Origin of the sequence: Pseudomonas sp. RL_5y_Pfl2_73 (assembly GCF_963970515.1) — a bacterium.
In the GTDB taxonomy this organism is placed as follows: Bacteria; Pseudomonadota; Gammaproteobacteria; order Pseudomonadales; family Pseudomonadaceae; genus Aquipseudomonas.
The window spans coordinates 255127-271792 of the sequence record NZ_CAXAPD010000003.1; the positions used below are offsets into that span (position 1 = coordinate 255127).

Genomic DNA, 16666 nt, shown 5'->3' on the forward strand with positions numbered 1-16666 from the left:
ACAAAGTTGTAATCGAGCTGTCAGCCGACTGGCAGGCCTGCAACGATAGAGTTTCCCACACGCTGAATCTGATTGGAGTATGGACATGTTGATGGGAAGCCGCTTGATCCTGGCCGCTTGCGCACTGGCTTTCAGTGCGCCGTTGTGGGCATCGCCGGGCCATTTTGATTTTGGCCAGCCCGCGCCAGCGGTCAAGGCCAGTCGCAGCATCGAGGTGCTGATGGGCGACATGACATTCGATCCCGGTGCCCTTGACATCAAGGCGGGCGAGACGGTTCGGTTCGTTCTGGTCAATAAAGGCCAATTGCTCCACGAATTCAACCTGGGCAACGCGGCGATGCACGCCGAGCACCAGCAGGAAATGCTCAAGATGCAGCAGAGCGGCCAGTTGATGCCAACCGCGATGAAACCGGGGATGGATCATGCCGCCATGGGTCACGACCAGGCGAGCATGCGCCATGATGACCCCAACAGCGTGTTGGTGGCGCCAGGCAAGACCGCCGAGCTGACCTGGACCTTCAGCACGGCCACGCGCCTGGAGTTTGCCTGCAATATTCCCGGCCACTACCAGGCCGGGATGAAGGGCGACCTGACAGTCAGTCAGTAAGCACTCAAAGGCTGTGGCAAAGGCTGATAGAATCGGCTGATTCTTCAGTCAGGTTTCCGTCATGCATCCCGCAGCCGAACATTCGCCGCTGGGCAAATCCAGCGAATACATCGCCACGTACACGCCGTCACTGCTGTTCCCGATCCCGCGCACCGCGAAATGGGCGGAACTGGGCCTGACGGCCGAGACCCTGCCGTACAAGGGCGTGGATTTCTGGAACTGCTTCGAGCTGTCGTGGCTGCTGCCGTCCGGCAAGCCGGTGGTGGCCATCGGTGAATTCGCGATCCCGGCGGACTCACCGAACATCATCGAGTCCAAATCCTTCAAGCTGTACCTCAACTCCTTGAATCAGACTCCGTTTGCCGATACCGCGAGCCTGGAAGCGACCCTGTGCCAGGACCTGTCGGCGGCTGCCGGCAAAGCAGTGGGCGTGCGGATCCGCAGCCTCAAGGACGTGGAGCGCGAGGGCGTTGTGGCGCTGCCCGGTACGTGCATCGACGATTTGGACATCAGCGTCGACTCCTACGCGCACCCGCGCCCGGAACTGCTGCGTTGTGATGCTTCGCGCATCGTCGAGCAAAGCCTGCACAGCCATCTGCTCAAATCCAACTGCCCGGTGACCAGCCAGCCAGATTGGGGCAGTGTGGCGGTGGAATATCGCGGCGCGGCCCTGGACCCGGCCAGCCTGCTGGCCTACATCGTCAGCTTCCGCCAGCATTCGGATTTCCATGAGCAGTGTGTGGAGCGAATCTTTCTCGACCTGCAGCGGTTGCTCAAGCCGGAAAAACTGACGGTGTACGCGCGGTATGTGCGTCGGGGCGGGCTGGATATCAACCCGTATCGCAGTACTGAAGATGTTCAACTGCCGAACCAGCGCCTGGTCCGTCAATAAACTTTCCTTGTGGCAGTGAGCTCTTGTGGGCGCGAGCTGGCTCGCGATGAGGGCGGCACATTCGACATTGATGTCAGCTGACACGCCGCCATCGCGAGCCAGCTCGCACAGGGGATTGCATTTCATATCGTGAAAACTGAAAAAGCCCCGCTAGCGATAGCAGGGCTTTTTTGCATTTGAGGGGGTCAGATCCCCATGTTGCCCAAGGCTTGCACGATGTTGCGCAAGGTCCCGGCAATGGTAGGGTGATCCAGTTCGAAGCGCTCGACGGCCAGGTTCACGCCATCGACCAGGTCAGCATTCTGAAGCTTATTATCCAGTTCTATCTCGCCTTCGAGCTGCATCATCAGTTGATGCAGATTCTTGCGCTCTGGCCCGGAAAGCGGCGGGTTCTGTTCCAATTGCTCGCGCAGTTTGTTGAGCTGTTCTTGCAATTCGCGGGCAGGCATTGGCGTACTCCCTTTATTGATAGGCACAGCCATGGACCGCGACGCTGGGTCAAAAGTCCGTGGCTTGCCTTAAGAGTAATCTACCCTCGCGCTCCCTGCATGATCCCGGTCATGGCTTCTCGCCTTTGAGTCGGCGCAGGCTGATGTCCGCCAGGCAAGTGTCGAGTTCGCCCAAGTGATCGATCACCGAATGCACCCCCAGGCCGAACAATTGCACGGTGGCCTTGGCGCGCTTGGTTTCCCGTTCCTGTTGGCTCAGCGCCTGCCATTCGCCAGGCGCCAGGCCACACAGCGAGCCGCAGGACGCCAGGCCGATGGTCCACAAGCCGGCGTTGAGCCCCGACTGCAACAGCCTGGGTTCGCCACTGACCAACACGCAACCTTCCAGTTGCTGGACATTGAGCGCCATCAGCGCCTGCCAACAGGCATGCGGCGCCGGCCAAGGATTATTTGTTGCTGGAAGTTGCGGCGGTTTGATCCACGTGGGCAAGGAAGCCGCCAAGGCATGGCAGGCGGCAGGCGGCAATTCATCGAGCCAGGCGCAGGGGATTTCCTGGTGCTGCAAGTGGTGCAAGCTCTCAAGGGCGCCCGGTGTTGGCTGTCCATGCTCATCCGGTGCTGCCCCTGGCTGGCGGATGCGCGCGCCGAAATCCACCAGGCATCCGCTCAGGCCAAACAGTACGGCGGTCAGGCTCGGGGCGAGGAGGGGCAGGGCTTCGGCGCGAGGCATGGGAACGTCCTTGAAATAACCAGCAGCCTAAAGAACCTCGATGACAGTCCGGTGACAGTGGAATGGAGGGGGCCAGTCGTGGAAACGTCCTACGGCCCACTTGTTTTTTCGGTGCTGCCTATCCACGCGTTCCGTCTTATACTAGCCCGCTCACCGCCTGGGCTCGGCGCCCTTGCTTGAACAATCCAAGGAGTTTTCCCTATGCGCTGGAGCCATCGTTTAGCTCAGCTATGTTTGTCTGCCAGTGTGCTGCTGGTTCCGTTCGCCACCCAGGCCGCTACGGAAGAAGATCCTTGGGAAAGCATCAATCGTCCGATCTTTACCTTTAACGACACCCTCGATACCTATGCGCTCAAACCACTGGCCCAGGGTTATCAATACGTGACGCCGCAGTTCCTCGAAGACGGCATCCACAACATGTTCCGCAACATCGGCGACGTGGGCAATCTGGCCAACAACGTGCTGCAGGCCAAGCCGGCCGCCGCCGGGGTCGACACCACCCGGTTGATCTTCAACACCACCTTCGGCCTGCTGGGCTTCTTTGATGTGGGCACCCGGATGGGCCTGCAGCGCAACGATGAGGATTTTGGCCAGACCCTGGGCTACTGGGGGATGGGCAGCGGGCCGTATGTCATGCTGCCGTTGCTGGGGCCAAGCACCCTGCGTGACGCGCCGGCCAAGCTGGTCGATGACTACACGGCCCCGTATCGTTATATCGATAACGTCTCGGTGCGTAACTCTATTCGGGGCCTGAACGTCGTCGACACCCGCGCCAGCCTGTTGTCGGCCGAGAAGATGGTGAGCGGCGACAAGTACGTCTTCATCCGCAACGCCTACCTGCAAAACCGCGAATTCAAGGTCAAGGATGGCCAGGTCGAAGACGATTTTTAATTTCGACCTGTAAAACCACGAAGGCGGCCCAAAAGGCCGCCTTCTGTGCTTTGGCGTGGTGTTTGAGCAGGTTTGATCCTTCCATTGAGTTACGCTTCGCTCGGTTCTTATAACTCTCTGTACTTTGACAAATAAAGACGGCAAGCGGCTGTCTGCATGAGCTTGAAACGCCCCGCGGATGGGAGTACCGTCTGCGCCTTAGAAGGGCACCTCTGATGTAACGGCGTGTAGGGCAAAGGCCTGAAGCCGGTATGACAGAGAGGCTAGAAAGCGAATCCAGTAGTGCGTGCAAGGCCAGATGGCCCAGCCCGCTACGCCAACCTAATTCTGGCGCCGTTTGCCCACATGCCAAAAACCAGTGCCACGCTGCTGATAATCGATGATGACGAAGTGGTGCGAGCCAGTCTCGCCGCCTACTTGGAAGACAGTGGTTTCAGCGTCCTGCAGGCCAGCAATGGCCAACAGGGTCTTCAGGTATTCGAGCAAGACAAGCCCGACCTGGTCATCTGCGACCTGCGCATGCCGCAGATGGGCGGACTCGAACTCATTCGCCAGGTCACCGAGATTTCCTCGCAGACCCCGGTGATTGTGGTTTCGGGCGCGGGCGTGATGAACGACGCGGTCGAGGCATTGCGCCTGGGCGCGGCGGATTACCTGATCAAGCCCCTTGAAGACCTCGCAGTGCTCGAGCACTCGGTACGCCGGGCCTTGGATCGTTCGCGGCTGTTGGTGGAAAACCAGCGCTATCGCGAGAAGCTGGAAACCGCCAACCGCGAGCTGGAAGCCAGCCTGAACCTGTTGCAGGAAGACCAGAACGCCGGGCGTCAGGTGCAGATGAACATGCTGCCGGTCAGCCCTTGGACCGTCGACGATTTCCGTTTTGCCCACCAGATCATCCCGTCGTTGTACCTGTCGGGCGATTTCGTGGACTATTTCCGGGTCGACGAGCGGCGAGTGGCGTTCTACCTGGCGGACGTTTCCGGCCATGGTGCTTCTTCGGCATTCGTCACCGTGCTGTTGAAATTCATGACCACGCGCCTGTTGTTCGAGTCCAAGCGCAACGGCACGCTGCCAGAGTTCAAACCTTCGGAAGTCCTTGGGCATATCAACCGAGGCCTGATCAGTTGTAAGCTGGGCAAACACGTCACAATGGTCGGTGGAGTCATCGACGAGGAGACTGGTTTGTTGACCTATAGCATCGGCGGTCACCTGCCGTTGCCTGTGTTGTATACGCCAGACAGCGTTCGTTACCTGGAAGGGCGTGGTTTGCCGGTGGGCCTGTTCAAGGAGGCCACTTACGAAGACCACGTACTGGAATTGCCGCCGACATTCAGCCTGACGCTCATGTCTGATGGCATTTTGGACCTTTTGACAGAAGAACCTACACTCAAAGAGAAGGAAGCGGCCTTGCCTGAACGGGTGAGTGCAGCGGGCGGCAGCCTGGAAGGCTTGCGTCAAGTGTTTGGATTAGGCACGCTAGGGGAGATGCCGGATGATATCGCCCTGTTAGTGTTGAGCAGGAACCTTTGATGAGTACCGGTAGAATCCAGTTCGCCGAGCAGGACGGCACCTTTGTCCTGAAGTTTGTCGGTGAAGTGCGCCTGACCCTGTGTTCGGCGCTGGATGCGACTATTGAGCGGATCTTCACCTCGTTGAATTTCAACGCCATCGTGATCGACCTGACCGAAACCCGCAGCATCGACAGCACCACATTGGGCCTGCTGGCCAAACTGTCGATCCTGTCGCGGCAGAAGGTCGGTCTGCTGCCGACTGTCGTCACCACCCACAACGACATCACCCGTCTGCTGCAATCGATGGGCTTCGACCAGGTGTTCAACATCGTGGGCGACCCTGTGCCGTGCCCGGAATGCCTGGACGACCTACCTGACCAGGACCAGTCCGAAGAAGAAGTGCGGATCAAGGTGCTCGAAGCCCACAAGATCCTGATGGGGCTCAACGATTCCAATCGTGAAGCATTCCATGACCTGGTGAATGCGCTGGAAGGGCCTTGACCTCGGGACATGTATTGGCCTGACGGACGCCTTCACGAGCAAGCCCGGTCCCACAGGTCTTGCGCCGGTCACAAAAACTGAATCCTATCCAAATTCCCCTGTGGGAGCGGGGCTGCTCGCGAAAGCGCCGGTTCAGCCAGCTGATCCCTCAGCGCGAAGCCACACCCATAAAAAAGGGCGAACCACCAAGGTTCGCCCTTTTTGCATGCGCTGTGAATCAGCTCAAAGCTTGGCTTGCAGCAACGCCTCCAGCTTCTCCTGGTCCCGGGCAAACTGACGAATACCTTCTGCCAGTTTCTCAGTCGCCATGGCGTCCTCGTTGGACAACCAACGGAACTGCGCTTCATTGAGGATCAAGCGTGCTTCCCCGGCTTGCCCTGGCGCCAGCTTGCGCTCCAGCTTGCCTTCGTCGGCGGCCAGTTTTTCCAGCAGGTCCGGGCTGACGGTCAAGCGGTCGCAGCCGGCCAGTTGCTCGATCTGGTTGAGGTTGCGGAAGCTCGCGCCCATGACCACGGTCTTGTAGTCATTGGCCTTGTAGTAGTTGTAGATGCGCGTCACCGACTGCACGCCTGGGTCATCAGCGCCGGTGTAGTCGTTGCCATTGGCTTTCTTGTACCAGTCGTAGATACGGCCCACGAACGGCGAAATCAGGAACACCCCGGCATCGGCACAGGCTGCGGCCTGGGCGAAGGAGAACAGCAGGGTCAGGTTGCACTGGATGCCTTCACGTTCCAGCTGCTCGGCGGCGCGAATACCTTCCCAGGTGGAAGCGATCTTGATCAGCACGCGCTCGCGGCCAATGCCGGCCTTTTCGTACAGATCGATCAGGCGATGGGCACGCTTCAACATGGCTTCGGTGTCGAACGACAGGCGCGCGTCCACTTCAGTGGAAATACGCCCTGGGATCACTTTCAGAATTTCTTGCCCGACCGCCACGGCAAAACGGTCGCTGGCCAGGCCCACATCGCCCTTGCAGTCCGCCACGCAGGCATTCAGTTGCTCGGCATAACCTTGAATGGCCGAGGCCTTGAGCAGCAGGGAAGGGTTGGTGGTAGCGTCCACGGGTTTGACGCGGGCGATGGCCTCGAAGTCGCCGGTATCGGCCACGACGGTGGTGAATTGTTTGAGTTGTTCCAGCTTGGAAGTCATGAGCGTGCTCTGTCCTATGGGTCCGTTGACATTACCCGAGGGCCGGCTGCCACTCAAGGGGAAGGGGTATCGACGGGCCCCAGCGGCAACAACCTGAAAACGGCTGTTTGAAAGGCCGGGGCAGTATCGGTAGATACGATGCCAAAACAGCGCGCAGGTTCAACACCACTGCCTGACGGTCATGGTTGCTGTGCATTCAGGAACAAGCCTGCGATACCCTCTGGCAGACGTGCCGTCGAAATCAGGACCAATCGCTGGCCTGCCCGAGTCATTGCCATATAGAGTTTTCGCGAGTTTTGTTCGCACTCCTGGGCGGAAAGTACTCCCGCCTGGGCCGTTTCCTTCATGAGCTTTTCCAGGCCCAACAGAAACACGACACTGGCTTCAAGCCCGGTTGCGGTGTCCAGGCTGGAAACGCGTAGGTTATCAGTGTCTACGTGTACAGACTCCATACTGTTCAGATCCCAGACTTTGCGCGAACCGAATCGCTTGCTCAACGCCTTGAACAGAAGCTTCTTGTTGGTATCTCGTCCATACAGAACCAGCATATTCGATAGATTGATCTGCTGGGTTTCCAGGTAGCCCACTATTTCGTTGCAGGTCTGTATGACCGCATCCTGGGGCGTCTCTGATAGGATCAACAGCGGGGCAACGCCTTCATCCATGCCGTCGAAATCAGGTTGCAGATAATCGTCCGGGTCGGTTTGGGTGAATTCGGCCAGGACAAGGCCGGCAGCCCGCAATATGGCTTGAGTGGTTCGATAGGAGTGGTGAAGTTTCTTTGTTTTACCCGCCACATCCAAGCCGACACGCTTCCAACTGAGTCGGCTTTTCAAAAAGCCCTGGTTGGGGTCGGCACATAAAAACAGGCTGCCCTCGGAGTCGGTCAAGGTGCTCTTGATCAGTTGAAACCAGGTCGGCGCAAAGAATTGAGCTTCGTCTACCAGGATATGCTGGTATTTATCGAGCTTGTCGAGCTTCGTGAGACATAGATCCCGAGACAATGAACTCCATAAGCGAGCGCCTTGTTTGCTCAGCGCGTCATTGACTTGCCCGTAGAGCGACCACACTTGCACCCGTTCTTCCTTGCGCAAGGCAAACCCTTGGCCAGCGCGCTCAGCAGCCAAATAGTTCTGCTCGTCGCAGATCAGTGATTCATTGATGAAGTCGAACTCATCCAGAAGTTGTTGATCGCCGGGTTTCAGGTCCGGAAAGGCTTTTCGGTAATGGGCGATCTGGCTTGTAACCTTGATAGGGGATGCCATCTCTGGTTGCGGCTCAAAATGATTCACCCATTGCTGCCGTATCCAGGCCAGCGCGGTCATGATAGTCAGGTTGCGCGGTAGATCTCCCGGGCTGGCCTTCTTCAAGCGATGCTTGAGGTCTTTAACCACCGGGACATTGTGGATCAGCATCAATATCTTCTGATCGGGAAATTTCTTTGCCAGGATCAACGCCCGGTTAGCGGCGATCAATGTTTTGCCGCTACCCGCCACGCCGTTGACCAGACGCACCGAAAAATCATTCAAGGTTTGCGTTTGTTCTTCAGGCAGTTCCAGATCCAGCTTACTGGCCCACTCTTGTTGTGAGTCCAGAAAGTATCGAGTGGTCTTTGCAGAGTTATCCCGTGAGAAATGCCGGCGCGTCGTACATATCGCGGGTATTTCCGCTTCTGGAAAGTAGTGCCCCATGAGCGTGTCGCTGGCCTCATAGCTCAGTGAGTTAAGCAACTTGGGCAGTTGTTCGTGGCCATGTTCGATAAAGGTGTTTTTTGACATCAGCCGTGGGCCATCAGGTGTTGAGTAGTGCTGCCACAGCCGCTTGGTCTGGTCGGGTGTGCAGTTCCACATGACGATCAGCCTGCCGAGCCGCTGCCCGGTCGGCATCCCGTCGGGCTCGGTTGCTTCCAGGCGCGAGAGCAACTCCTTGAGAGCCTGCTGTCCGGTAGCCGCGAACAGTTGATCAGGGTCCAGTGTTTCAAAAGAGAGTTCACACAGCACAATGGCCAGCCATTGATGTTGTGCGTGCTGAAGGAAAAAGTCCGGCGCCCAGGCCTCTCGAGGGAGGCACTGGCGAACGACATGGTGGTCGTCCAGCTTGCGCAACACCCGTTTGACGTGGACATGCGCGCCAGTGCTGCGTTGCCATTCAGGGATAAATAGCGTCATGGGGTGAGCACCACTTTGCGGCATCGACTGACCAGGCTCAAATAGTCATTGGCCCATTGCTGCGTGATGCTGTTGCTGCATTCAATTCCTTGGCTCAGTTCAGGCCCGATGATGATCAATTTAGTCATCGCCCGGGTGATGGATACGTTCAATCGTTCGGGTTGGAAGAAAAACTCCGCCACAGCCCCAATGAACTCCTCATCGCCACTGGCCAAAGAGACGATGATCAGTTCACGTTCCTGTCCCTGCATGCGCTCAACAGTGTCCGCCACAACGGTGCTGGCGATTTCGCGCCCGAAACTACGCGCCAACAGCGTTCGAATCGCCCGCCCCTGGGCTCGGTAAGGTGTGACGATGCCGATATCAGACAGGGCAAGGCCCATTGACTGGGCGGTCTTACAGAGTTCCAGTACATGCTGGGCATCGCGATAATTGCGGGTCTTGGCGGTTCTGTCTGTGGTGGGGATAAAGACGGCGCTTGCGTCTGGATCAAATACGCGGTCCATAGGGGCCTCTGCATCAACGTATTTGAAACGCCGCGCCTTGTTAGGGCCCGCTGCCCGTAATTTGCCTTTGTAATAGTTTTTGCTCGGCCATTCGGTCAGCCATTGGTTCATCCGATAGGTTTCTTCGAGCATCACCGTATGGTCGGCAGTTTGGGAGGTGAGGCGACCAAATATCGACATCGATTCGCCAGAAAGAACCGACTGGGACAACAGCACCGGCGGCAGCTGTTGCTGGTCTCCGATGAAGATAAACCGCTTACCTTTGCGCATGGCCATTAGCGCGAGGGGGAGGGTGATCTGACTGGCTTCGTCAAAGATCACCGTGTCGAATTTGAAATGCTCCAGCTGGCTGCAGGTGGCGAAGGGTGTCGCGCCAATGACATAGCCACTTCCGTCCGCCGGTAGATTTTCCCAGTCGGCGGGTGTTTTTGCCCAGTCAACGGTTTTGCTGAGATCATCCCGGCGGCCACCAATCTTCACGGTTGGGATTTTTCGCTCGGCAATCTTTGTCAGGGCATTATTGATAGCCATGTGCGTGTGGGAGGTGACGAATACCCGCTCGTGACGCTCTACCAGCAATTGGACGATAAGTGCCAGAGCACGGGTCTTGCCTGTCCCTGGCGGGCCTTGAATGCAAGCAATCTGCTCGGCGGCAAAAGCCATGGCAACGGCCCGGGCCTGATGCTCGTTACACTTGTTCTTGATGGCGAAACTTTCAGCGTAATCCAGATCTGCGTCGTTGAATGTGATGACCGGCGCATCGCCGAGCAACGGGACAATGATGTTATCGGCATTGATCGAATCGGCGATATCTTCCAAGGCCTTTTCATAGCGAGGCGTCAGGTCCAACGCGTCCATGTCGGCGTAGCAAGGTCCGTCCTGATAGTTGTCCCAGACTGTATTGGCCAGCTTCTCGCTCAGTAACCAACGGCCGTCTTCTTCACGCTCAAACGTCATTCGGGCGCACAACAACCCTGTGGACGGATCGCCCAAGTGCAAGCGCAGCATGTCCCCTTCACGAAAGCGCGATTCGCTGTCATCGAGGTACGCCCAAAGACAAGTAGCCTTGTCGGCTTTTTCAAGATGCGTGAAGCCTTGGGTCAGGCCCTTTTCAAGCTTTTGATGTAACGGGCGTTGCCAGGTTTGCAGGAGTTGATGAAGGTTCGCATCGCGCTCGGCATGGACAAATTCAAAAAGCTTTTCAATAAGCGGATGTTGCCCTTGCATGGGGATACTCGTCCTTGTGATCCGTGATGGCACAACAGTTTTACATACTGTTGGAGCAAGGCGCGAGTGTTATGGATCCAATATTAGCCCTCTCTGGGGCGAGTTCCTGAATCGGATCATTGAATGCAAGTAGCGGGTGGCCAACAAACAACATTGCGTCAACTGCGTGCGTCAGCGCCCTTCCAGCAACTGCCCCGCCTGATCCAGCAACGCCAGCGGATCCTTGGTTTTGTGAATATCCACCGACAACAACTGCCGAAACCGCCGCGCACCCGGGAACCCGGTGCCCAGGCCCAACACGTGGCGAGTGATGTGATGCATTGCCCCGCCCGCGGCCAGGTGATCGGCGATATAAGGTCGCAACTGCGCCAGCGCCTCGGCACGGGTGATGATCGGTGTGGTGCTGCCGAACAGTTGCTGATCCACTTCGGCCAGCAGATACGGGTTGTGATAAGCCTCGCGCCCCAGCATCACGCCGTCGAAGGTCTGCAGATGCTCATGGCACGCCTCCAACGTCTTGATCCCGCCGTTGAGCACAATCTCCAACTCCGGAAAATCCGCCTTCAACCGCGCCGCCACGTCATAACGCAGCGGCGGGATGTCGCGATTCTCCTTCGGCGACAACCCCTCCAGAATCGCAATCCGCGCATGCACGGTAAAACTCGTGCAACCGGCCTCACGCACCGTCCCGACAAACTCACACAACTGCTCGTAACTGTCCCGCCCATTGATCCCGATGCGATGCTTGACCGTCACCGGAGTTGACACTGTATCGCGCATGGCTTTCACGCAGTCAGCCACCAAATCCGGATGCCCCATCAGGCAGGCGCCGATCATATTGTTCTGCACCCGGTCGCTGGGGCAGCCGACGTTAAGGTTGACCTCGTCGTAGCCGTGCTCCTGGGCCATGCGGGCGCAGGCGGCGAGGTCGGCCGGGACACTGCCGCCCAGTTGCAGGGCCAGTGGGTGTTCGGCTTCGTGGTGGCGCAGGAAGCGTTCGTGGTCGCCGTTGAGTAGCGCGCCGGTGGTGACCATTTCGGTGTAGAGCAGGGCGTGTTTGGAGAGGATGCGTAGGAAGAAACGACAGTGGGCGTCGGTCCAATCCATCATCGGTGCGACGGAGAAGCGGCGGGAGAGTGGGGCAGTTTGTAAGGGCATTGGGAATCTGATTCATCGGGGCGAATGTACGCAGTTTATCAGGGATGCTTGTCGGGTACTTGGCGGGCTCTCAAGCATAGCCGCTCAATCTTTGATGACAACCAGGCAGAGCGCATGCTCGGTCAGCGTTTCAACTCACACCTTGTGTTGACGATTTAATGTGGCTGCGATAATTGCAAGCAGATTACTTATGACCCAGCCAAAGACGCTCGCAACGTCGAAGGACGTGGACTTCCGTTTGCCCCCGTGCGGGACTTTGAATGGTCTACAGCATTGATCCTGGAAGATGATCGACTCGACGACGGCGAGTGTCGTTATCGGGCGATGGGGTACATAGGGGATCGGCTGCATGTCGTAGTGTTTACTCCACGGGGTGACGCGGTCCACGTCATCAGCTTTCGTAAAGCCAACAAACGGGAGGTCAGAAATTATGACCAAGAAACCCAGTCCCAAGAGGGTCGATACGGCAACCCCCGAATGGTCGACCGAAGACTTTGCCAAGGCCAAACCTGCCAGCGAGGTGCTTGTTGGGTTGTTTGGCAAAACTCAGGCAAAGGAAATGCTCAAGCCAAGCGTGGTCGACCCAAGTCGGTAGCCACTAAAGAGCACGTCAATGTTCGTTTCGATGCTGACGTGCTGGAGCGATTCAGAACTTCTGGCCCGGGCTGGCAAACACGGATGAGCGCCGCCTTGGCCGATTGGCTCAAGACGCATACACCAGAAGAGCTGAAGGCTTAGTCGCCAAATATTATTCGCCAAATAATTAGCCGCCGATGAAGCGGCTTTTTGTTGTCTGCTGATTAGCTTTGTCTCGGTAACGGTATAGTAAATCCGTGCCCTTTTTCTCCATCGCGTCGTGCAGAACCACCTCGAAGAGTTCGTACGCCAGTTCAAATGGGACATGTTTCGCTCAATCCACTGAGCAATGATTTTTTACTTGTCCAATTAGCCGACTGCATACTACGAGCACAAGCATCGCAGCGACAGCGCTCATGGTTGGAGCGGAGAACGGGTGATTCAGCTTTGCTAGAGCGGATGAGAAATGAGGTCGTATTGGGTGGCTGGCGAATGTTGATGGTACGAGATTGGTGCGAAGGAGGTGGAATAGGCCTATTGGACCTTTATTTACAGAGGCTGGACGGTTAGCGCGCCCAATCCATTATCGGTGCAACACTAAAGCGCCGAGAGAGGGTATTACAGTGAGTGAGGGTATCGAACTGTCTGGATCGGGCGAGGGGAATGGACGAGCGTCTATCAGGGAATAGAGGTCACGTTTTCATGGCTGAATAGCCTTGCCAATGCATTTTTCAAAAACTTGCTCCATAGGCTCCATGACGCAGTTGTACGCCGCGATATTGGCGTAGATCCACTCGTCCTTCTCAATTCCCCACCAACTGATTTCAAACCCGGCATTCATGATGAGGTGTTCAAACAGAATGCGTTGCGCACGACCGTTGCCTTCGCGGAAGGGGTGTACGACGTTGATGTCGGAATAGACCTCTGCTACAGCGACTATCAGCTCAGCTCGTTCCATGTCCTCGAACCAGTTTGCCGCGGCCATGGCCGTGAATAGCTTGCTGGCTTCCTTCTCCATGTACTGAGGTTGGCAAAAGCGGGTGGCTTGTTTGGAGATGCCGACGGTGCGCAGTTCTCCGGCCCATTCGAACAGGTCCGAAAAGAGAATACGATGAATGTTTTGGAGGTAGGCCAGGCTGTAGGGGGGCGGGCTGAATTCGACGTTGTCCGCTGCGATGGCCGAGAGCTGTTGTTCAGCTTCGCTCAGGGTCGGTTCGTCATGGATATCGAGTTTGTTGCGAAGGACCGCGGAGCCGGGGTAGCAATAAGCGTCTTCACCGACCCCATATTTGTCAGGCATCAGGTTCTGGTCTGGGTGAAGGCTTTCAAGACCTCTTCACGCGTTGGCATTTTGCGTTCGCCGTCTACAAAGGTCACTTTGAAGCCTTCCAGACGGAGGCTGGCCGCGTAGTTGGATCTACGCGTCCTGGCGGCATAGGCTTTTTTGGTTTCAAGGCTGACATTGCCCATGGGGCTGGACCTCAAATCGCGCTGGTGGGCGGATTATAACCCATCCCGCAGGCATGGCCTATGTTGTGGCCTCGACGAATCAGGTTTGACGGTACGGGTCCGCTTTTGGGCTGACTATTCCAGATTGTGAGCAGTCTCAGATAGCAGGCCCTGGCGCAGTAGATGGTTGATGACGGTTTGATATCCAGCGCTGACATTTTCAGCTCGCTCGCGAGCGGCCTTGATCACTTCATCATCAAACATAAGGGTGATGCGGGTTTTTCCTTCGCTGCTCGTAACGGGACCACGCTTGGCCGTGCTGAACTCGCATTCTTCTTTCATAGGTCAGTTTCCAGAGGCTGCACAGTTCATTTTCGACACTATTGGTGCGCTGATGGGGACGCCTCAGCATACGATGGGATTTTTGACCATGCCAAAGCGTTGAGCGTCGAATTGCGGCCTTCTTCCGATCAGTCTGAGCCTGTTTGATCTTGCGTGAATAAATGATGCTGGTATGGTGGCGCCTCGTTTAAACCCGCATTCTAGAGGGATCTCTTATGCACTCATTTTTCGCCAAGACTTTTGGCGGCCTTACGACCAGCTACTACATCCGCCAGTTTCTTTTTGGGCTGGTGTTTACTGCGATGATCATCTCCCTGGCGGCCAACAGTCCTGCAGGAATCGGTGCGAAGCCTGGGCTGATTGTGTTGGCGATCATCAACACATTGCTTTATCCGTACTCTCGGTTCGTCTACGAAAGCGTTGTTGGCTACATCATGGGCAACAATGTTTTTTTCGTGAATGCACTGTTCATGCTGATGGTGAAGGTTTTCACCATGGCCATGTGCTGGTCGTTCGCGATTTTCGTAGCGCCGGTGGGGTTGGCGTACCTGTTCTGGCGCAACAGCCGCTCGGCCGTTGAATAGGTCAATAGCTCAACCCGTTTGCAGCTGAAAATTGGTGTGAGCAGGGCAAGCGTGAACAGACCATGATTATGGGTAAACTCATAATCATGGTCTGTTCACGGTTTTCCTAAGGGCCCGACACCTTTCACAGGGCTTGGATCGCGACTGTAGATAAAACTATGCAAAGGTTGTCATTCTTCGTCAGAGTGTTGTTTGCATGTTGCCTTCTTGTCGCCACGGCTAATCACATCTGTGCAGATGTTTTACATGGTTTGCTCTGGGACTACGGATACGGACCTAGCGCTTATTTGGCGAGCCGTATTTTCTGGGGGGCACTTACCTTTTTTGATCCGCTCGCAGCTCTGCTCCTGTTCCTCAAGCCAAGAGCCGGAATCGTGCTTACGGCTGCGATCATCTTGGTCGACGTAGCTCACAACACTTTATACGTCGCATTGAAGCAGCAGTGGCTGGAGCCGTTCTACCTGTCCCAGGTAGCGTTCCTTATCATTGTATTCCTGCTGTCTCCCATCGCTTGGCGCGGTTTTATTCCAGGCGCTGTCACCACCAGTCCAGCTTGAACCTAATTCACTCGTCCGCTGCGTCGTCGGGCGCGCGCGAACCTCCTTCAGGTACGCATAGGGGGCGTGACCATTCAGTCGTGCATGCAGACTGGATCAAACTCATGGCCGCTGCCCATTTCCCGCAGTAAGCACCCCGCGAAGGTCTCTTCCTGAAGTGCATCAGGGGCGGCGCCCTTTACAGCTTGTTAAATTATTCGAGGTGGTAATCCAGCCAAATATGGTGCGTTCCGTCGATGTCAATCGCGATCCCTCCTGACCCGGATATTCCTTCCAAACCATCTGTACCACTGCCTCCAACTATGCAGAAAAACTCGTCTGCACGATCAGTTCCGGTAGTGGAGGCGGAATGAATAAAGTTAAAGGAACCCTCTACGCCATTCACCGTACCCTTGAAACTCTCCAGTGCGATGTAGCTGCCCCTTCTTGACGCTTGGTCGAACGCCGCAGTAAAGGATGTTGAAGAAATACCAGCGATAGCTCCCGTATAGGACTTTTCCATGAAGCTGATTGACACGGGTAAGCCTGTTGCAATGTTGGGCGTGGGAGTCAGGTCAGTGGGTTTGAAATTCTTGGTGGAAAAAGTGGCTCGCGCTTCCATTCGGATCAGTCCTGTTCCATATGAGTTGAGCGGTCATTCTAATGCAAGGGCCCTTCATGTTGAGTGTGTCAGGCAGAGAGCCAGTGCACCGGCGCAGTTGCCCGATCCGCCGAAAGTATTGCGGCTCCCATGCCTGTTGCGACTGGGCCTCTCGGGCCCACATCGGCTCGGTCACGCCTGCTGCGGCGAAGAGCTTCGGGTTACGTCCGAGAAAGGGGGGATGGTGTTTGGGCGGGGGATATCATTTTGGAGATCGCTGGCGCAGCCGTGAACAGTCCTGCCGAGGTCACGGCCCTCATCGGGCGCATGACACCTGGAGACCGCGCCTTGATATACGGCGGCTCGGGCGTTCCATGATCATCTCTTCGTATAACGCGGTGGTGGTTGATTCGTCCTGGGAGTTCATTCACCACAGCTCCTTGGAGGGTCTGGATCGACCGTTATGAAACCACACATTGGTCCACCGGGGCGGGGTGTCATTGGTCGGCGACTCGTCTAGACCGGGGGTTTATACCGGGCTAAGGGTTGCCACGCAGGTTGTGGGTGACTACCCTGAAAATGGTTGGATTGTTACGAGAAATTTCAAGCGTGGCGTTTTTTGATCAAACGACTTAAGGATGAGGTGAATACGATGTTTTCTCATGAGGGTGCTGCAATAGAGGTGTTGCTCTTCATTTTTGGCTTCGCTGGGTTTGCCCTGGCACTGTGGTTCGTTCACGCCTATTTCGAGCGCAAGGCTAAAAGCGGTGTAAAAAAACAACATTAAGC

General features: G+C 56.4%; 18 protein-coding genes and 2 pseudogenes. 10 read left to right on the forward strand and 10 right to left on the reverse strand.

The window, feature by feature from the left end:
- The first annotated feature begins 85 nt into the window (after positions 1-85).
- Together copI and queF are read left to right on the forward strand one after the other, a co-directional pair.
- A complete protein-coding gene (gene copI / locus AACY42_RS04415; RefSeq protein WP_339476898.1) occupies positions 86-607 on the forward strand; it encodes a copper-resistant cuproprotein CopI in 522 nt (173 codons plus the stop codon).
- Between the two features lie 61 nt (positions 608-668).
- Positions 669-1499, forward strand: coding sequence for an NADPH-dependent 7-cyano-7-deazaguanine reductase QueF (queF, locus tag AACY42_RS04420; RefSeq protein ID WP_339476900.1), 831 nt, complete (start codon positions 669-671; stop codon positions 1497-1499).
- Positions 1500-1684: 185 nt separating this feature from the next.
- On the opposite strand, the gene AACY42_RS04425 is transcribed toward queF, so the two are convergent.
- On the reverse strand, positions 1685-1948 hold the full coding sequence (locus tag AACY42_RS04425; RefSeq protein WP_339476902.1) for a DUF4404 family protein: 264 nt from the start codon (positions 1946-1948) through the stop codon (positions 1685-1687).
- A 109-nt stretch (positions 1949-2057) separates the two neighbouring features.
- Positions 2058-2678, reverse strand: coding sequence for an HAD family phosphatase (locus AACY42_RS04430; protein WP_339476905.1), 621 nt, complete (start codon positions 2676-2678; stop codon positions 2058-2060).
- 201 nt (positions 2679-2879) lie between these two features.
- Between AACY42_RS04430 and AACY42_RS04435 the strand changes: the two genes are divergently transcribed.
- The 3 genes from AACY42_RS04435 to rssC all read left to right on the forward strand — a co-directional run bounded on the left by AACY42_RS04435 (position 2880) and on the right by rssC (position 5581).
- The gene (locus AACY42_RS04435; RefSeq protein ID WP_339476908.1) at positions 2880-3569 is read left to right on the forward strand and encodes an MlaA family lipoprotein; all 690 of its coding nucleotides are present in this window, start codon (positions 2880-2882) and stop codon (positions 3567-3569) included.
- Positions 3570-3914: 345 nt separating this feature from the next.
- Complete coding sequence (gene rssB / locus AACY42_RS04440) at positions 3915-5099, forward strand: two-component system response regulator RssB (protein WP_339476909.1); 1185 nt, start codon at positions 3915-3917, stop codon at positions 5097-5099.
- The gene (gene rssC, locus AACY42_RS04445) at positions 5099-5581 is read left to right on the forward strand and encodes an anti-sigma factor antagonist RssC (RefSeq protein WP_028237685.1); all 483 of its coding nucleotides are present in this window, start codon (positions 5099-5101) and stop codon (positions 5579-5581) included. Before rssB ends, rssC begins: the two co-directional genes overlap by 1 nt.
- Positions 5582-5803: 222 nt before the next feature.
- Here rssC and tal read toward each other — a convergent pair whose 3' ends face one another.
- The 4 genes from tal to dusA all read right to left on the reverse strand — a co-directional run bounded on the left by tal (position 5804) and on the right by dusA (position 11789).
- Positions 5804-6730: a transaldolase gene (tal, locus tag AACY42_RS04450; protein WP_003199698.1), complete on the reverse strand. Its 927-nt coding sequence runs from the start codon at positions 6728-6730 to the stop codon at positions 5804-5806.
- A 179-nt stretch (positions 6731-6909) separates the two neighbouring features.
- Positions 6910-8898 carry a UvrD-helicase domain-containing protein gene (locus AACY42_RS04455; protein ID WP_339476917.1) on the reverse strand — a complete coding sequence of 663 codons (1989 nt, stop codon included), beginning with the start codon at positions 8896-8898 and terminating at the stop codon, positions 6910-6912.
- On the reverse strand, positions 8895-10631 hold the full coding sequence (locus AACY42_RS04460; protein WP_339476919.1) for a DEAD/DEAH box helicase: 1737 nt from the start codon (positions 10629-10631) through the stop codon (positions 8895-8897). The genes AACY42_RS04455 and AACY42_RS04460 overlap by 4 nt, the downstream gene beginning before the upstream one ends.
- 171 nt (positions 10632-10802) lie before the next feature.
- Positions 10803-11789, reverse strand: a complete 987-nt coding sequence (gene dusA / locus AACY42_RS04465) for a tRNA dihydrouridine(20/20a) synthase DusA (protein WP_339476920.1) — start codon at positions 11787-11789, stop codon at positions 10803-10805.
- A 183-nt stretch (positions 11790-11972) separates the two neighbouring features.
- On the opposite strand from dusA, the pseudogene AACY42_RS28535 reads away from it, so the two are divergent.
- The 3 genes and pseudogenes from AACY42_RS28535 to AACY42_RS04475 all read left to right on the forward strand — a co-directional run.
- Positions 11973-12197, forward strand: a pseudogene (locus tag AACY42_RS28535) (BrnT family toxin); the annotation flags it as partial.
- Between the two features lie 22 nt (positions 12198-12219).
- The gene (locus AACY42_RS04470; RefSeq protein ID WP_339477081.1) at positions 12220-12384 is read left to right on the forward strand and encodes a hypothetical protein; all 165 of its coding nucleotides are present in this window, start codon (positions 12220-12222) and stop codon (positions 12382-12384) included.
- Positions 12385-12416: 32 nt separating this feature from the next.
- A pseudogene (locus AACY42_RS04475) lies at positions 12417-12527 on the forward strand (BrnA antitoxin family protein); the annotation flags it as partial.
- Between the two features lie 538 nt (positions 12528-13065).
- Here AACY42_RS04475 and AACY42_RS04480 read toward each other — a convergent pair.
- From AACY42_RS04480 to AACY42_RS04490, 3 genes are all read right to left on the reverse strand, one after another.
- Positions 13066-13665: a putative adenosine monophosphate-protein transferase Fic gene (locus AACY42_RS04480; protein ID WP_339476922.1), complete on the reverse strand. Its 600-nt coding sequence runs from the start codon at positions 13663-13665 to the stop codon at positions 13066-13068.
- Entirely contained in the window at positions 13665-13835 is a 171-nt protein-coding gene (locus tag AACY42_RS04485; RefSeq protein ID WP_339476925.1) for a YhfG family protein, read from the reverse strand. Before AACY42_RS04485 ends, AACY42_RS04480 begins: the two co-directional genes overlap by 1 nt.
- Positions 13836-13949: 114 nt before the next feature.
- The gene (locus tag AACY42_RS04490; protein WP_339476928.1) at positions 13950-14156 is read right to left on the reverse strand and encodes a BrnA antitoxin family protein; all 207 of its coding nucleotides are present in this window, start codon (positions 14154-14156) and stop codon (positions 13950-13952) included.
- A 215-nt stretch (positions 14157-14371) separates the two neighbouring features.
- Between AACY42_RS04490 and AACY42_RS04495 the strand changes: the two genes are divergently transcribed.
- Positions 14372-14740, forward strand: a complete 369-nt coding sequence (locus AACY42_RS04495; RefSeq protein WP_339476931.1) for a hypothetical protein — start codon at positions 14372-14374, stop codon at positions 14738-14740.
- Between the two features lie 158 nt (positions 14741-14898).
- Positions 14899-15297 carry a hypothetical protein gene (locus tag AACY42_RS04500; RefSeq protein ID WP_339476934.1) on the forward strand — a complete coding sequence of 133 codons (399 nt, stop codon included), beginning with the start codon at positions 14899-14901 and terminating at the stop codon, positions 15295-15297.
- Positions 15298-15490: 193 nt separating this feature from the next.
- Here the strand turns inward: AACY42_RS04500 and AACY42_RS04505 are convergent, their stop codons facing one another.
- Positions 15491-15898 (reverse strand): DUF3224 domain-containing protein, encoded by a 408-nt coding sequence (locus AACY42_RS04505; protein WP_339476936.1) that lies wholly within the window; start codon positions 15896-15898, stop codon positions 15491-15493.
- Positions 15899-16666 lie beyond the last annotated feature (768 nt).

Bases quoted from the DNA above. Each gene is read 5' to 3' on its own strand.
- AACY42_RS04490 (WP_339476928.1), bottom strand. From the start codon at position 14,156: ATGAAAGAAGAATGCGAGTTCAGCACGGCCAAGCGTGGTCCCGTTACG.
- AACY42_RS04435 (WP_339476908.1), top strand. From the start codon at position 2,880: ATGCGCTGGAGCCATCGTTTAGCTCAGCTATGTTTGTCTGCCAGTGTG.
- AACY42_RS04460 (WP_339476919.1), bottom strand. From the start codon at position 10,631: ATGCAAGGGCAACATCCGCTTATTGAAAAGCTTTTTGAATTTGTCCAT.
- AACY42_RS04430 (WP_339476905.1), bottom strand. From the start codon at position 2,678: ATGCCTCGCGCCGAAGCCCTGCCCCTCCTCGCCCCGAGCCTGACCGCC.
- AACY42_RS04505 (WP_339476936.1), bottom strand. From the start codon at position 15,898: ATGGAAGCGCGAGCCACTTTTTCCACCAAGAATTTCAAACCCACTGAC.
- AACY42_RS04470 (WP_339477081.1), top strand. From the start codon at position 12,220: ATGACCAAGAAACCCAGTCCCAAGAGGGTCGATACGGCAACCCCCGAA.
- AACY42_RS04425 (WP_339476902.1), bottom strand. From the start codon at position 1,948: ATGCCTGCCCGCGAATTGCAAGAACAGCTCAACAAACTGCGCGAGCAA.
- dusA (WP_339476920.1), bottom strand. From the start codon at position 11,789: ATGCCCTTACAAACTGCCCCACTCTCCCGCCGCTTCTCCGTCGCACCG.
- AACY42_RS04480 (WP_339476922.1), bottom strand. From the start codon at position 13,665: ATGCCTGACAAATATGGGGTCGGTGAAGACGCTTATTGCTACCCCGGC.
- rssB (WP_339476909.1), top strand. From the start codon at position 3,915: ATGCCAAAAACCAGTGCCACGCTGCTGATAATCGATGATGACGAAGTG.
- queF (WP_339476900.1), top strand. From the start codon at position 669: ATGCATCCCGCAGCCGAACATTCGCCGCTGGGCAAATCCAGCGAATAC.
- AACY42_RS04495 (WP_339476931.1), top strand. From the start codon at position 14,372: ATGCACTCATTTTTCGCCAAGACTTTTGGCGGCCTTACGACCAGCTAC.
- AACY42_RS04455 (WP_339476917.1), bottom strand. From the start codon at position 8,898: ATGACGCTATTTATCCCTGAATGGCAACGCAGCACTGGCGCGCATGTC.
- copI (WP_339476898.1), top strand. From the start codon at position 86: ATGTTGATGGGAAGCCGCTTGATCCTGGCCGCTTGCGCACTGGCTTTC.
- AACY42_RS04500 (WP_339476934.1), top strand. From the start codon at position 14,899: ATGCAAAGGTTGTCATTCTTCGTCAGAGTGTTGTTTGCATGTTGCCTT.
- rssC (WP_028237685.1), top strand. From the start codon at position 5,099: ATGAGTACCGGTAGAATCCAGTTCGCCGAGCAGGACGGCACCTTTGTC.
- AACY42_RS04485 (WP_339476925.1), bottom strand. From the start codon at position 13,835: ATGGGCAATGTCAGCCTTGAAACCAAAAAAGCCTATGCCGCCAGGACG.
- tal (WP_003199698.1), bottom strand. From the start codon at position 6,730: ATGACTTCCAAGCTGGAACAACTCAAACAATTCACCACCGTCGTGGCC.